Below are 13,655 nucleotides of genomic sequence, written 5' to 3'. Positions count from 1 at the left end.
AACGATGTGAGAACGCACCTCCGGTGGACCTCTGACAGGGAGTCCACCTGCGAGTTCGCGGCCCGCCTCGATTTTGGACCGACGGAGCGAGGGAGCGCAGCGACTGAGCGGAGGAGGGAAAAATCGAGGCCCAGGGGGCCGCGAACCCGCGACGGCGAAGCCGTCGCAGATAACACAGAGAGGTGGTTGTCATGGCCGAACGGCCACGCACGCTGGCGGAGAAGGTCTGGGACCAGCATGTCGTCGCACGGGGTGCGGGGGAGGGTGCGCAGCGCGAACCCGATCTCATCTACATCGATCTGCACCTGGTGCACGAGGTCACGAGTCCGCAGGCCTTCGACGGGTTGCGGGCGGCGGGTCGTCCGGTGCGCCGGCCGGATCTGACCATCGCGACCGAGGACCACAACGTGCCGACGGTCGATATCGACAAGCCGATCGCGGATCCGATCTCACGCACCCAGGTGGAAACCCTGCGGCGCAATTGCGAGGAATTCGGCGTCCGGCTGTATCCCATGGGTGATATCGAACAGGGCATCGTGCACGTGGTCGGTCCGCAGCTGGGTTTGACGCAGCCGGGCATGACCGTGGTGTGTGGTGATTCGCACACCTCGACCCACGGCGCATTCGGCGCGCTGGCGATGGGTATCGGCACCAGCGAGGTCGAACATGTGATGGCGACGCAGACGTTGTCGCTGCGGCCGTTCAAGACCATGGCGATCAATATCGACGGCGAGTTGCCGCCCGGCGTCACGAGCAAGGACGTGATTCTGGCGGTCATCGCCAAGATCGGCACCGGCGGCGGGCAGGGCTATGTGCTCGAATACCGCGGCGAGGCCGTGCGCGCCATGTCCATGGAGGCGCGGATGACGATGTGCAACATGTCGATCGAGGCCGGCGCCCGGGCGGGCATGGTGGCCCCCGACGAGGTCACCTACGAATTCCTGAAGGGCCGCGAACATGCTCCGACCGGCGCGGACTGGGATGCGGCGGTGGCCGCCTGGGAGGCGCTGAAGACCGATCCGGACGCCACTTTCGACGCCGAGGTGCACCTGGACGCCTCGTCGTTGACGCCGTTCGTCACCTGGGGCACCAACCCCGGTCAGGGCGCCCCGCTGGGCGATGTGGTGCCGAATCCGGAGGATTTCGCCGACGAAAACGAGCGAGCGTCCGCTGAGAAGGCGCTGACTTATATGGATTTGGAGCCGGGTACTCCGCTTCGTGAGGTGTCCGTGGATACGGTTTTCGTGGGGTCGTGCACCAACGGCCGGATCGAGGATTTGCGGGCCGTGGCGGACGTTCTGAAGGGCCGCAAGGTGGCCGAGAGCGTGCGGATGTTGATCGTTCCGGGCTCGATGCGGGTGCGCGCCCAGGCCGAATCCGAGGGTTTGGGCGAGATTTTCACCGCCGCCGGCGCGGAATGGCGTCAGGCCGGCTGCTCGATGTGCCTGGGAATGAATCCGGATCAGCTTTCTCCCGGTCAGCGGTGTGCTTCGACATCGAACCGCAACTTCGAGGGGCGTCAGGGTAAAGGCGGCCGTACGCATCTGGTTTCGCCGCAGGTCGCGGCCGCGACGGCGGTGCGGGGCCGGTTGTCGGCGCCTGCGGATCTGAACTGACCGGCCGGAATTCACCTCAGGACTACAGGAGCAACTATGGAACCGTTCAAGGTGCACAAGGGGATCGGCGTGCCGTTGCGCCGGTCGAATGTCGATACCGACCAGATCATCCCGGCGGTCTATCTGAAACGGGTGACTCGAACGGGATTCGAGGACGGTCTGTTCGCCGCCTGGCGTTCGGATCCGGGCTTCATTCTCAACACCAGCCCGTTCGACCGGGGAAGTGTGTTGGTCGCGGGACCGGATTTCGGTACGGGATCGTCGCGAGAGCATGCGGTTTGGGCATTGATGGACTATGGCTTCCGGGTGGTGATCTCTTCCCGCTTCGCCGACATCTTCCGGGGCAACGCCGGTAAGGGCGGCTTGGTGGCCGCGCAGATGTCACAACATGATGTCGAATTGCTCTGGAAGTTGATCGAAGAACATCCCGGCCTGGAATTGATCGTCGATCTCGAGGCGCGCACTGTGGCCGCTGGAACCACCGTGTTGCCCTTCGATATTGACGACTACACCCGGTGGCGGCTGCTGGAAGGTCTGGACGACATCGGACTCACACTTCGGCAGGAAGAGGCCATCGAGCAGTTCGAAAAGGCAAGGCCGTCTTGGAAACCGACCACCATTCCAGCGGCTATTTCCGGGGACTGAACAGTCTCGAGTGTTAGCTGAGAGCAACCAATCGAGGTTGCTGCGCGTGTGCCACGCCACATGAAATTTGGCGTGGCACATAGACTCTTGCCCATTCAGGGTTTACCGTGGTACCTAGTCGGTCCGACGACGGGCCATTAGTCTGCGGAGGATTCAATGAACAAGGCGGAACTGATCGATGTTCTGACCGAGAAGTTGGGTACTGACAGGCGCACGGCCACTGCGGCAGTCGAGCACATTGTCGACACGATCGTGCGTGCGGTGAACAAGGGTCAGAGCGTCACAATCACCGGATTCGGTGTATTCGAACAGCGCAAGCGGGCGGCACGGGTGGCGCGTAATCCCCGAACCGGCGAGACGGTGAAGGTGAAGCCCACTTCGGTGCCCGCGTTCCGCCCGGGTGCGCAGTTCAAGGCGATCATCTCGGGCAAGCAGAAGATCGCGGCGGCCGGTCCGGCCGTGAAACGCGGTGTGGCAGCGCCGGTGTCGGGTGCGGCGAAGAAGAGCGCCGCCAAGAAGACCACGGCGAAGAAGACCGCCGCGAAGAAGACCACGGCCAAGAAGGCGGCTCCGGCCAAGAAGACGACCGCCAAGAAGGCAGCCGCGAAGGCGCCCGCGAAGAAGGTGACCGCGGCGAAGAAGACGACCGCGGCGAAGAAGGCTCCGGCCAAGAAGACCACGGCCACCAAGGCGACAGCCAAGAAGACGACCGCGGCGAAGAAGACGACCGCGGCCAAGACCGCGGCCAAGAAGGCGCCCGCCAAGAAGACCGCTGCCAAGCGCACGGCAACCAAGCGCACCACGCGGCGATAGCGAGTGACGCGACGACAATGACCCCGGTCCTTTCGGGCCGGGGTCATTGCGTTTCAGTGGGTACGCAGGTTTTCAGTGGGTACGCAGGGAACGATCGAGGTGATCGGCGGCGACCAGCCGTCCGTCGGCGACCGACAGCACCCACACGCTGCCCTTGCGGTTCCGGGCCGGCGGCAGGGTGAGACCGTCGTCGTCGGCCCAGCGTTGCAGCAGATCCGGAATGACCTTGCCCTGACTGCACACGAGCGGAACGACGTCGGGGGAGACCAGTTCCCGCAGCCGATCCACACCGGCTTGCGGTGCTGCGGCATAACCGCTTTCCGACAGCAGCGGCTCGCGGGCGATATCGAGGCCGAGGGCGTCGGCGACCGGCGCGACAGTCTGCACACACCGCAGCGGAGGCGCCGAGTACACCGCGCCCGGGCCGAAGGCGAGCAGATTCGGCGTCAGCACCTGAACCTGTGCGCGACCGGCCTTTTCCAGCGGCCGTTCGTCGTCGGGACCGGTGAATCGGTCGCGGCGGCCCGCTTTCGCATGCCGCACCAGCACCAGGGTCGCGGTATCCGGCGGCAGGCGCAGGAAATTGCGGATGATGCGGCGATCCATCGGGTAGGACAGTCGATCCATCACCCGGTCCACCCGGTGCCAGCGCAGCTGGTCGACTTCGGAATTGGTGACGAACTCGCCGTCGACGGGAGTGGCCGCCCAATAGTCCACTCGTTTGAGTTTGCGATGTCCGGGCACCGGATATGTGACCCGACCGAGATAGCGCCCCAGACGGCAGTTCAGGCCGGTTTCTTCGGCCACTTCGCGCACGGCCGCGACCATCGGGGTTTCGCCCGGGTCGAGCTTTCCCTTGGGCAGGGACCAATCGTCGTATTTCGGCCGGTGTACGAGGGCCACCTCGACCGGTCCGCCGTCGCGGGGCCGCCGCCACACCACCGCGCCGGCGGCGATGATGTTGGCGGTCACCCGCGGATCCGAGATGGTGTCGCCCGAACTGCTCTCACCTGCATCCACCTTGCCGTCGCTCATCGACCCGCCGGTGTCGCCGAGGCGATCGAGGGCGGTGTCGCCGTCGTCCGGGGACCGATCGAAATCTCGTGTCGCCGAGGATTTCACTGCTGGTCCGGCCTCCGCAGTCGCATGAGGAACTCCTGGTGGTCACGCACCTGCACGCCGCGCCCCAGGGCCTCGGGGCTCGGCTGCGCCGCCCAGCTGCCGTCGGGCTGCAGCACCCAGCACCGGGTCGCGGGATCGAGTGCGGAATCGAACACCACCGCCAGCCGCTCGCGCAGCTTCGGATCCTTCACCTGCGCCATGACCTCCACGCGCCGGTCGAGATTGCGATGCATCATGTCGGCGCTGCCGATCCAGTACTCGTCCTGGGCCTGGAAATGCATGATGCGCGAATGTTCCAGGAACCGGCCGAGAATCGAGCGCACCTCGATGTTCTCGCTCATTCCCGGCACACCCGGGCGCAGCCCGCAGATGCCGCGCACCACGATCTGCACCGGCACCCCGGCCTGGGACGCGCGGTAGAGCGCGTCGATGATCTGCTCGTCGACGATCGCGTTGGCCTTGAGGCGAATTCGAGCTGGCACCCCCTGGGCGGCCAGTTCGGTCTCGCGCCGGATCCGTTCCACGATGCCCGAGCGCACGCTGCTCGGCGCGACCAGGAGGTTGCGGTAGTTGGCCTTTCGCGAATAGCCGGTCAGCGAGTTGAACAGGTCGGTGAGGTCGGCGCCGATTTCCGGTGCGGCGGTGAGCAGTCCGACGTCCTCGTAGAGCCGCGCGGTCTTCGGGTTGTAGTTACCGGTCCCGATATGGCAGTAGCGGCGGATGGTGGCCCCTTCGCGGCGCACCACCAGACAGGTCTTGCAGTGCGTCTTGAGGCCGATGAGGCCGTAGACCACGTGCACGCCCGCCTGTTCCAGGGCGCGTGCCCATTTGATGTTGGCCTGTTCGTCGAAGCGGGCCTTGATCTCGACCAGCGCGACGACCTGTTTACCGGCCTCGGCGGCATCGATGAGCGCGTTGACGATGGGAGAGTCGCCGGAGGTGCGGTAGAGGGTCTGTTTGATGGCCAGCACCTGCGGGTCGGCCGCGGCTTGCTCGATGAAACGTTGCACGCTGGTGGAGAACGAATCGTAGGGGTGGTGCACCAGCACGTCGCCCTCACGCAGGGCGGCGAAAACGTTTCGTGGCGTTTCTCTTTCACCGAATGCCGGCGGGGTGGCCGGAACGTAGGGCGCGTCCTTGAGCAGCGGCCGGTCGACGCCGTAGACCTGCCACAGGCACGACAGGTCGAGCAGGCCGGGAACCTGGATCACATCGCCCGGGTCGACGTCGAGTTCGCGCAGCAGCAGCTCGAGCATGTGCTCGGTCATATCGTCGGAAACTTCCAGGCGCACCGGCGATCCGAAGCGGCGGCGGGCCAGTTCGCGTTCGAGGGCCTGCAGCAGATCCTCGTCGCGGTCCTCGTCGACCTCGAAGTCGGCGTTGCGCGTGATGCGGAACGAATGGTGTTCCACCACTTCCATTCCCGGGAAGAGCTGATCGAGGTGAGCGGCGATCAGATCTTCCATCGGCAGGAAGGCGGCCAGGCGGGGGACAGCGGCGATGTCGGAATCTCGGCGGGCGCCGGCGGTTTCGGTGAGGGTGCGGCGCACTCGGACGAAGCGGTCGACGTTGTCGGGCACCTTCACGCGGGCGAAGTGCTCCCCGCCGGTCTCGGAATCCTTCACCGTGACAGCCAGATTCAGGCTCAGGCCGCTGATGTAGGGGAACGGATGCGCCGGATCGACCGCGAGCGGGGTCAGCACCGGGAACACCTGGTCGAGGAAGTACCCCGACAGCCGGCGGCGTTCGTCGTCGTCCAGATCGGCCCAGCCGATGATGGCGATACCGTCCTCGGCCAGCGCGGGCCGCACCTGGTCGAGGAAGACCCGCGCATGCCGCCCGGCCAGTTCCTGGGTGCGTTCGGCGATGAGGGTGAGCTGTTCGGTGGGCGACAGGCCGTCGGCGGAGCGGACCGAGAGCCCGGCCTCGGCGCGGCGTTTGAGGCCGGCCACCCGCACCATGTAGAACTCGTCGAGGTTGGAGGAGAAGATGGCGAGGAATTTGGCGCGTTCCAGCAGCGGTTCGGAAGGGTCCTCGGCCAGGGCCAGCACGCGGGCGTTGAAATCCAGCCAGCTCAGTTCTCGATTGAGGTAGCGATCTGCGGGCAACTGTGTCGCGGCGGCCGTGGTGGGCGGTGGCGTGGCCGCCGGCGGGGCCGCCGGTAGCCGGGGCTGTTGCGGGACGGTCTCCGTTTCGCTCACGCTCACGATCATTCCTTACGGCTCGGGTGGTGTCGCGCTCGACACCACCGTGGTGCGGCCTCCCATAGAGGCCTGGCGATCATCTAGCACACATGTGACGGTGCGGCACACCTCCGAATGAGGTTCTCGTGAACACCTACCGGCCAGCCGATGTCGCGCAACAGCGCGGCGGTGGCCGTGCCGACCCCGAGCGACAGCGCACGGTCGAGATCCTCGGCGGTGTCGACGTCGAGTCGCAGACCGGGCCAGTGCCCGCCCAGTTCCACCGCACCGGATTCCCGGTGGCGGCGAGCGGAATCCGCCCCGAAGCGGGGCAGCAGGGCGGCGGCATCGCCCGCCGCCGACGGGGCGAGCGAATCCGCCGCGTGGGTGTGGCCGGCGGCGCGGACCAGCAGCGCCGCGGTGCCCCGGCCGGTGTGGTCGACGATCACGGAGCGGCCGGTGCCGGGGGCGGCGGCGAGCATCGCCCGCAGCTCGTCGGCGTGCACGGCCGGCAGATCGGCTTGCAGCGCAAGCAGATCGACGGCGCCGTGGCGCTCGCGCACGGCGGCGGCGGCCGATGCCAGCGCGGTGTTCAGGCCGTCGCTGTCCGAGTGGGGCTGGGCGGCATCGGCGGAAGGTGTCGTGGACGGGTCCGGATGCACTGCCGCGCCGAGTTCGCGCACCACGGTCGCGACGCGCTGATCGGGTGTCACCACCGTGACCGAGCCCAGCCCGGCGGCCAGGGTCGCGGCGACCGTATCCGACAGCATGGCCAGCACCAGCCGCGAGCGTTCGCCGGCCGGCAATCGGTCGGCGAGTCGGCTCTTGGCTCGGTCGAGGTGCTTGACCGCGATCACGGCGTGGACGGCATCCGGACGCATGTGTTCATCGTCGCACGTTCCGGGTGCTCGCAGCCTGGGAGCGGTGACCGATCGAACACGCGAACCCCCGAGTACCGGGTACTCGCGCCGCGGCGAGTGGCATATTGAAACGATGACGAGGGCGGCAGTGATGGGTGCGGGATCCTGGGGTACCGCATTCGCGAAAGTGCTCAACGACGCGGGTACCGAGGTAACGATGTGGGCGCGGCGGCCCGAGATCGCGAAGGCCGTGGCGACCGAACATCGCAATCCCGCCTATCTGCCCGATGTGTGGCTCGACGGGATCGCGGCGACCGACGATTACCGGGTGGCCCTCGACGACGCCGACATCGTCGTGCTGGCGGTTCCGTCGCAGTCCTTGCGTCCCAATCTCGCGCACTGGCGCGCGGCCGTCCGCTCCGATGCGACACTGCTGAGTCTGGCCAAGGGCATCGAGACCGGGACGCTCATGCGGATGAGCGAGGTCATCGCGGAGGTGACCGGCGCGGATTCCGGGCGCATCGCGGTGCTGTCCGGCCCGAACCTGGCCCGCGAGATCGCCGCCGAACAGCCGGCCGCCTCGGTGGTCGCCTGCTCCGACGCCGCGCGTGCGGAGGCCGTGCAGCATTCCTGCGCCACCGGCTATTTCCGGCCCTACACCAATACCGATGTGATCGGCTGCGAGATCGGCGGCGCGTGCAAGAACGTGATCGCCCTGGCGTGCGGAATCGCGGCGGGTATGGGCCTGGGTGACAATTCCGTCGCCAGTCTGATCACCCGCGGGCTCGCCGAGATCATCCGGCTCGGGGTGGCGCTGGGTGCGAATCCGGTCACGCTGGCCGGTCTGGCCGGGGTGGGCGATCTGGTGGCAACCTGCACCTCGCCGCTGTCGCGCAACCGGTCCTTCGGTCATGTGCTGGGCGCCGGCGGTTCGATGCGCGCCGCTCAGGACGCGACACACGGGCAGGTCGCGGAGGGTGTGAAGTCGTGTACCTCGATCCGGGCGCTGGCCGAGACCCACAATGTGGAGATGCCGCTGACCACCGCGGTGCATCGGGTCTGTCACGAGGAGCTCTCGGTGTCCGATGCCGTCGGGCAATTACTCGGTCGGCGGATCAAACCGGAATGAATGATTTCGGTCCGGCCGGGGTACGGTTCGGACTATGACAAACCGGATCAGGGTTGCGGTGGTGTTCGGTGGCCGCAGCAACGAACACGCGGTGTCGTGCGTTTCGGCCGGCATGGTGCTGACGAACCTGGATCCCGAACGCTACGAGGCGGTGCCGATCGGTATCACCCGCGAGGGCGCCTGGGTCCTCAGCAGCGCCGATGCGCGCGCACTCGCCATCCGTGAGCGTGCCCTGCCCACGGTCGACTCGGCCGGCACCGTGCTGACCCTGGCCGCCGATCCGAGCCGCTCGGGCGCCCTGGTCGCGCTCGACGGCGCCGAAGCGGTACTGGGCGTGGTCGACGTGGTGTTCCCGGTACTGCACGGACCGTGGGGTGAGGACGGCACCCTGCAGGGATTACTGGAGCTGGCGGGTGTTCCGTACGTCGGCCCCGGCGTGCTGGCCAGCGCCACCGGAATGGACAAAGAGTTCACCAAGAAACTCCTTGCCGCGGAAGGACTTCCGGTCGGCACGCAGGTGGTGCTGCGCCCCGGCGCCGATTCGGTGAGCGAGGCCGACCGTGACCGGCTCGGCCTGCCGGTCTTCGTCAAACCCGCGCGCGGGGGCTCCTCGATCGGCATCACCAAGGTCGAGGACTGGATCGATCTCGATTCGGCGATCGCCGCGGCCCGGCTGCACGATCCGAAGGTGATCGTGGAAGCCGCCATCGTCGGACGCGAAGTCGAGTGCGGCGTACTGGAATTCCCGGACGGCCGGGTGGAGGCCAGCGTGATCGCCGAGATCCGCATGCCCGACGACGACATCTCCGAGAGCGAAACCGCCTCCGGCACACCGCAATTCTACGATTTCGACACCAAATACCTCGACGACGTGTGCGAGTTCGATATCCCGGCCAAGCTGAACGACGATATCTCGCAACAGATCCGGGAGCTCTCGGTGCGGGCGTTCCGGGCGCTGGACTGCCAGGGGCTGGCGCGGGTCGACTTCTTCGTCACCGCATCCGGACCGGTGATCAACGAGATCAACACCTTGCCCGGATTCACCTCCATCTCCATGTATCCGCGCATGTGGGATGCCACCGGAATCGACAATCGCACCCTGATCACCACCCTGATCGAGACGGCGCTGACCCGGGGTACCGGACTGCGCTGAGCGGCGGCGCGGCGCGCGTAATCTGGGTGGGGTGATTCTCGCGATGACTCTGCCCGGGCTGGCGCTGCTGATCATCGCGGTCGCGTTCGCCGAGGTGGGCTACCGGAAGATGACCGGGCGCGCCGCGCTGCCGTGGATGCGCGAGTCCGCCGGGCCGAGCGCGGCGGGGATCGGATTCGAGCAGTTCGACGCGTTGTTCGACGCGGGTAAGCGGCACGAATTCGAGGAACGGCAGACGGTTCTCATGCACCGCGAGAACCCGGGCGACGGAACCCCCGGTGACGCGGAGATCGACCTGAACTCCGGACGGGCGCGGCTACCGCGTTCCTGACCGGCTCAGTTCGGTACGGCTCCCGGGTCGAGGGGCTTCGCCGGCAAGGTCTTGCCGATCGTGTTCGACATCTCCTGCAGGGGAGACGGTCCCGCCTTGGTGGGCATCGTTACAGCGATATAGGTGCCGCGATCCACCGCGTACCAGGTGCCGGAGGTCACGCCGCTGGTCTGATCGCGCACCTCGAACCAGTTCACGCCGTTGACCACCTGTAGCGCGGAGGCCTTGGTGAATTCCAGCGGCCGGTCCAGGCCGCAGCGCAGCACGATCGGATCGCCGCCGTCCGACGGCTGCCAGGCCGCGGTCGCGGGCGGAGCCGGTTGGGCCAGTTCGGATTTGGTGTAGTCGTCGCCGAGTGACTCCGGCAGTGCGGCCAGCAGGGTGGTGCAATCCTGGCTCGACGCCGCGGGCGCCGGTACCGAGCCCAGCGCCAGCGGCTCGCGACCGGCGGACTGTCGCGACATGGCCGCGATGACGAGGACGACGACGATCAGCGCGACCGGAAGGGCGACAGCGGTCGCGATCAGCGCCGGATGCAGCTGGGGGCCGTCGTCGGCCTCGGGGGTTTCGGCCACGGGCGGCGCGGAGTTCCCGGGCCGGTTGGTAGCGGGTTCCGGGTCGGCCGCGGCGGGGAGGCCGGGCTCGGACTCCGGTCGGTCGGGCTGCGGGTTGTCCGCTGTCGGCCGGTCCGTCTCGCTACTCATCCGGGATTCGTCTCCACTCGTGCCGGGCGGGCGTCGCGCCCGGCTGATTGTCTGGAATGCGTGTTCGAGGGTATCGAACGGCCGTCGGCACGCTCTCGCGGCATCCGGGCACCGCCGCGCCCGAGAGGAGGCCCCAGCGGACCGGTGCCGCCGCCCAGGCACAGGGTAGCGTCGGAGTGTGGTCTCCCCGGTGACCTGACCGGGTGTGGAGAAGGAGAGCGACATCACCGAGAGTGGCCCGCGCACCGTGCGCGACCTGGGCGAATTCGCATTGATCGAACGGATGAACGCCGGGCGGTCGTTCGGTGGCGGCGTCCAGCTGGGGCCCGGGGACGATGCGGCGGTGATCGTGGCGCCGGCCGGGCGCTACGTGGTCAGCACCGACATGCTCGTGCAGGATCGGCATTTCCGGCTGGACTGGTCGCGGCCGGAGGACATCGGGGCCAAGGCGATCGCGCAGAATGCCGCCGACGTGGTCGCGATGGGTGCGGTGCCCAGCGCGTTCGTGGTGTCGCTGGGCTGCCCCGCCGAGACGCCGGTGACATTCGTCGACGGATTGGCCGACGGCATGTGGGCGGAGGCCCGGCGGGCCGGGGCCCCGATCGCCGGGGGCGATGTGGTGCGCAGCCCGCAGCTGGTGATCTCGGTGACCGCATTCGGTGACCCCCGCGGCCGGGCCGTGCTGCGCTCGGGGGCACGCGACGGCGATATCGTCGCGGTCGCCGGGCGGCTCGGCTGGTCGGCGGCCGGACTGGCGGCCCTGTCGGCCGGCGCGGACAGCGGTTCCGATGCCGAGTTGTTCACCGATGTGGTTGCCGCCCATCGTGTTCCGCGACCGCCCTACTCCGCCGTGCTGGAGCTGCCGGAGGCCACGGAGATCACCGCGATGACCGACGTCTCCGACGGACTGCTCGCCGATCTATCGCATATCGCCGAATCCTCCGGTGTGGCGGTCGATGTCGATTCGGCGGCGGTGGCGGATCCGGCGCTGTCTCCGGTCGCCGCCGCGCTGCACGCCGACGCGCTCGGCTGGGTGCTCACCGGTGGGGAGGACCATGCCTTCGCCGCCACCTTCGGGGCCGGCGCCGTGATCCCGCCGGGCTGGCGGGCGATCGGCCGGGTGTGCACCGGCTCGGGCGTTTTCGTCGACGGAGCGCGGTGGTCGGGGCCGTTGGGCTGGGAGTCGTTCGGAGGGGGCGAATAGCGGTGCGGCCCGACGATGCGACGGCGGGTGGGCGGCGTGCGGACGCCGAGCCGCGGCGACTATCTTGTCCCGACATGGGCGCGAAACCACTGCCGCAGATCATCGATACGGGCTGGGCCGAGGCATTGGAACCGGTGACGGACCGGATCTCCGAGATGGGGGAGTTCCTGCGGGCGGAGAACGCCGCCGGCCGTGGCTACTTTCCCAAGGGCGAGAACGTCTTACGCGCCTTCACCCGTCCCTTCGACAAGGTGCGCGTGCTGATCGTCGGGCAGGATCCGTATCCGACTCCCGGGCATGCCATGGGGTTGAGTTTCTCGGTGGCGCCGGATGTTTCGCCGGTGCCGCGCAGCCTGGCGAACATCTTCTCGGAGTATTCGCGCGATCTCGGCCATCCGACCCCGTCGTGCGGTGACCTGTCGCCGTGGTCGGATCAGGGTGTGCTGCTGCTGAACCGAGTGCTGACGGTCTCGCCCGGCCAGCCCGCGTCGCATCGCGGCAAGGGCTGGGAAGCGGTGACCGAGCAGGCGATTCGCGCGCTCGTGGCGCGTGAGCAGCCGCTGGTCGCGATCCTGTGGGGCCGCGACGCCTCGACGTTGAAGCCGATGCTCGGCGATGTCCCGACCATCGAATCCGCCCATCCCTCACCACTGTCCGCCTCACGCGGTTTCTTCGGATCGAGGCCTTTCTCCCGCACCAACGAATTGCTCGGTACATTGGGGGCCGCCCCGGTCGATTGGCGCTTGCCCTGACCGCGGCGTAACAGTTCGAGCGAAACAGGAGCAGATGCATGCAGATCACATCCGTGCGCGGTGCCGTAGTCGCCGTTGCCGCCGGTGCGGCGGTCCTCGGCGCACCCGCGATAGCGCAGGCCGCCGGCCTGCCGCTGGAGCCGGCCACCCCGCAGGAAGAGGTCACCACCACTCAGCACGCGGGACCGGTGCTGGCCCTGTGGGATCCGCAGACGGGTTCGTCGTCGCTGTCGTCCAATGTCAACGCGCGCGGTCTGTGCGTCTTCCAGAGCATCAGCGCGCAGGGTGGGCTCGACTGCTTCAACGGCGCCCAGTAATCGGGCGGCGAGCGATCATCCGGATCTCGCTCGCCAGGGAGAACGGTTCGATTCGGCGGGCCTCGTCGGCGGCGAATCCGAACTTTCGATAGAAATTCCGGGCGCGTGGATTCTCCTCGAACACCCATAACGCGGTGTCGGTGTCGGGGAGGAGAATCGCACGCAGCAATTCCTGTGCGATGCCGGTGCCGTATCGGTCGGCCCGGACGTAGAGCGCATACAGTTCCCGATCGGCGACGCGCGGTTCGTCGCGAGGCGGTCCGGCGTGCGCGAATCCGAGGACACGGTTGCCGGGGGCGCGGGTGTCGTCGACGGCCAGCACGATGGTGTGGGCCGTTCGGTCGGCCGCCGCGCTCTCGTCGATCGAGTCGATGAGGGCGGCCCACCGGGCGGCGCGGCGGTCGACGTCGAAGGCGGCGAGCACATGCTCGGGCACCAGTCCGCGGTAGGCCTCACGCCACGATTCGATATGGCAGATCGCCAGATCACGGGCGTATTCGGCAGACGCCGTCACAATCCGCGGGCAGTGCGGGTTCATGCTGCCGTCCCGCGTGCGCGGCCGGGTGAGCACATGACAACGCCCCGGTCACCCTGTGGGTGCGCCGGGGCGTCGAAGATGTCTACGCAGCTCAGCCGCGAACAACCTTTCCGGCCTTCAGGCAGGAGGTGCAGACGTTCATGCGGCGGGTGTTGCCGGGGGCAACCTGGGCACGAACGGTCTGGATGTTCGGGTTCCAGCGACGGTTGGTGCGCCGGTGCGAGTGCGAAACCGACTTACCGAAGCCGGGGCCCTTGGCGCAGACGTCGCAGACGGCAGCCATAGTCG

General features: G+C 67.8%; 15 protein-coding genes. 9 read left to right on the top strand and 6 right to left on the bottom strand.

All coding sequences use genetic code 11. The features are described from left to right. Nucleotides 1–191 precede the first annotated feature (191 nt). From leuC to AC5592_RS19480, 3 genes are all read left to right on the top strand, one after another. On the top strand, nucleotides 192–1,616 hold the full coding sequence (gene leuC, locus AC5592_RS19490) for a 3-isopropylmalate dehydratase large subunit (RefSeq protein WP_063007943.1): 1,425 nt from the start codon (nucleotides 192–194) through the stop codon (nucleotides 1,614–1,616). 36 nt (nucleotides 1,617–1,652) lie between these two features. After that, nucleotides 1,653–2,261, top strand: a complete 609-nt coding sequence (gene leuD / locus AC5592_RS19485) for a 3-isopropylmalate dehydratase small subunit (protein ID WP_036503809.1) — start codon at nucleotides 1,653–1,655, stop codon at nucleotides 2,259–2,261. A gap of 156 nt (nucleotides 2,262–2,417) precedes the next feature. Next, nucleotides 2,418–3,074 (top strand): HU family DNA-binding protein, encoded by a 657-nt coding sequence (locus AC5592_RS19480; protein WP_063065019.1) that lies wholly within the window; start codon nucleotides 2,418–2,420, stop codon nucleotides 3,072–3,074. A 72-nt stretch (nucleotides 3,075–3,146) separates the two neighbouring features. Here AC5592_RS19480 and AC5592_RS19475 read toward each other — a convergent pair whose 3' ends face one another. From AC5592_RS19475 to cofC, 3 genes are all read right to left on the bottom strand, one after another. Beyond that, nucleotides 3,147–4,109 (bottom strand): NUDIX hydrolase, encoded by a 963-nt coding sequence (locus AC5592_RS19475; protein ID WP_084506891.1) that lies wholly within the window; start codon nucleotides 4,107–4,109, stop codon nucleotides 3,147–3,149. Between the two features lie 83 nt (nucleotides 4,110–4,192). Beyond that, a complete protein-coding gene (locus tag AC5592_RS19470) occupies nucleotides 4,193–6,409 on the bottom strand; it encodes an RNA degradosome polyphosphate kinase (RefSeq protein ID WP_036503806.1) in 2,217 nt (738 codons plus the stop codon). A 71-nt stretch (nucleotides 6,410–6,480) separates the two neighbouring features. Further along, the gene (gene cofC, locus AC5592_RS19465; RefSeq protein WP_063065018.1) at nucleotides 6,481–7,260 is read right to left on the bottom strand and encodes a 2-phospho-L-lactate guanylyltransferase; all 780 of its coding nucleotides are present in this window, start codon (nucleotides 7,258–7,260) and stop codon (nucleotides 6,481–6,483) included. A 112-nt stretch (nucleotides 7,261–7,372) separates the two neighbouring features. On the opposite strand from cofC, the gene AC5592_RS19460 reads away from it, so the two are divergent. From AC5592_RS19460 to AC5592_RS19450, 3 genes are read left to right on the top strand one after another with little or no spacing between them, the layout of a single operon-like run. Beyond that, nucleotides 7,373–8,368, top strand: coding sequence for an NAD(P)H-dependent glycerol-3-phosphate dehydrogenase (locus tag AC5592_RS19460; protein WP_036503803.1), 996 nt, complete (start codon nucleotides 7,373–7,375; stop codon nucleotides 8,366–8,368). A 34-nt stretch (nucleotides 8,369–8,402) separates the two neighbouring features. Continuing rightward, the gene (locus AC5592_RS19455) at nucleotides 8,403–9,521 is read left to right on the top strand and encodes a D-alanine--D-alanine ligase family protein (protein WP_063065017.1); all 1,119 of its coding nucleotides are present in this window, start codon (nucleotides 8,403–8,405) and stop codon (nucleotides 9,519–9,521) included. A 31-nt stretch (nucleotides 9,522–9,552) separates the two neighbouring features. After that, on the top strand, nucleotides 9,553–9,852 hold the full coding sequence (locus AC5592_RS19450) for a DUF6191 domain-containing protein (RefSeq protein ID WP_232329440.1): 300 nt from the start codon (nucleotides 9,553–9,555) through the stop codon (nucleotides 9,850–9,852). A gap of 5 nt (nucleotides 9,853–9,857) precedes the next feature. Here AC5592_RS19450 and AC5592_RS19445 read toward each other — a convergent pair whose 3' ends face one another. Next, the gene (locus AC5592_RS19445; RefSeq protein ID WP_084506878.1) at nucleotides 9,858–10,556 is read right to left on the bottom strand and encodes a DUF3515 domain-containing protein; all 699 of its coding nucleotides are present in this window, start codon (nucleotides 10,554–10,556) and stop codon (nucleotides 9,858–9,860) included. Between the two features lie 247 nt (nucleotides 10,557–10,803). On the opposite strand from AC5592_RS19445, the gene AC5592_RS19440 reads away from it, so the two are divergent. The 3 genes from AC5592_RS19440 to AC5592_RS19430 all read left to right on the top strand — a co-directional run bounded on the left by AC5592_RS19440 (nucleotide 10,804) and on the right by AC5592_RS19430 (nucleotide 12,829). Next, nucleotides 10,804–11,760, top strand: a complete 957-nt coding sequence (locus tag AC5592_RS19440; RefSeq protein ID WP_063065041.1) for a thiamine-phosphate kinase — start codon at nucleotides 10,804–10,806, stop codon at nucleotides 11,758–11,760. A gap of 74 nt (nucleotides 11,761–11,834) precedes the next feature. After that, a complete protein-coding gene (locus AC5592_RS19435) occupies nucleotides 11,835–12,512 on the top strand; it encodes a uracil-DNA glycosylase (RefSeq protein ID WP_036503772.1) in 678 nt (225 codons plus the stop codon). Nucleotides 12,513–12,550: 38 nt separating this feature from the next. Next, entirely contained in the window at nucleotides 12,551–12,829 is a 279-nt protein-coding gene (locus AC5592_RS19430; protein ID WP_036503766.1) for a hypothetical protein, read from the top strand. On the opposite strand, the gene AC5592_RS19425 is transcribed toward AC5592_RS19430, so the two are convergent. Then, entirely contained in the window at nucleotides 12,813–13,343 is a 531-nt protein-coding gene (locus tag AC5592_RS19425) for a GNAT family N-acetyltransferase (RefSeq protein WP_157163445.1), read from the bottom strand. The genes AC5592_RS19430 and AC5592_RS19425 overlap by 17 nt on opposite strands. Before the next feature lie 115 nt (nucleotides 13,344–13,458). Further along, nucleotides 13,459–13,650 carry a 50S ribosomal protein L28 gene (rpmB, locus tag AC5592_RS19420; protein ID WP_011210730.1) on the bottom strand — a complete coding sequence of 64 codons (192 nt, stop codon included), beginning with the start codon at nucleotides 13,648–13,650 and terminating at the stop codon, nucleotides 13,459–13,461. Nucleotides 13,651–13,655 lie beyond the last annotated feature (5 nt).

This window comes from Nocardia violaceofusca NBRC 14427, assembly GCF_963869435.1.
In the GTDB taxonomy this organism is placed as follows: Bacteria; Actinomycetota; Actinomycetes; order Mycobacteriales; family Mycobacteriaceae; genus Nocardia; species Nocardia aobensis.
Note: the sequence above shows the minus strand (reverse complement) of the source record. Positions and strands in the feature narration are given on the sequence as shown.

Bases quoted from the DNA above. Each gene is read 5' to 3' on its own strand.
- leuC (WP_063007943.1), top strand. From the start codon at position 192: ATGGCCGAACGGCCACGCACGCTGGCGGAGAAGGTCTGGGACCAGCAT.
- leuD (WP_036503809.1), top strand. From the start codon at position 1,653: ATGGAACCGTTCAAGGTGCACAAGGGGATCGGCGTGCCGTTGCGCCGG.
- AC5592_RS19480 (WP_063065019.1), top strand. From the start codon at position 2,418: ATGAACAAGGCGGAACTGATCGATGTTCTGACCGAGAAGTTGGGTACT.
- AC5592_RS19475 (WP_084506891.1), bottom strand. From the start codon at position 4,109: ATGAGCGACGGCAAGGTGGATGCAGGTGAGAGCAGTTCGGGCGACACC.
- AC5592_RS19470 (WP_036503806.1), bottom strand. From the start codon at position 6,409: ATGATCGTGAGCGTGAGCGAAACGGAGACCGTCCCGCAACAGCCCCGG.
- cofC (WP_063065018.1), bottom strand. From the start codon at position 7,260: ATGCGTCCGGATGCCGTCCACGCCGTGATCGCGGTCAAGCACCTCGAC.
- AC5592_RS19460 (WP_036503803.1), top strand. From the start codon at position 7,373: ATGACGAGGGCGGCAGTGATGGGTGCGGGATCCTGGGGTACCGCATTC.
- AC5592_RS19455 (WP_063065017.1), top strand. From the start codon at position 8,403: ATGACAAACCGGATCAGGGTTGCGGTGGTGTTCGGTGGCCGCAGCAAC.
- AC5592_RS19445 (WP_084506878.1), bottom strand. From the start codon at position 10,556: ATGAGTAGCGAGACGGACCGGCCGACAGCGGACAACCCGCAGCCCGAC.
- AC5592_RS19435 (WP_036503772.1), top strand. From the start codon at position 11,835: ATGGGCGCGAAACCACTGCCGCAGATCATCGATACGGGCTGGGCCGAG.
- AC5592_RS19430 (WP_036503766.1), top strand. From the start codon at position 12,551: ATGCAGATCACATCCGTGCGCGGTGCCGTAGTCGCCGTTGCCGCCGGT.
- rpmB (WP_011210730.1), bottom strand. From the start codon at position 13,650: ATGGCTGCCGTCTGCGACGTCTGCGCCAAGGGCCCCGGCTTCGGTAAG.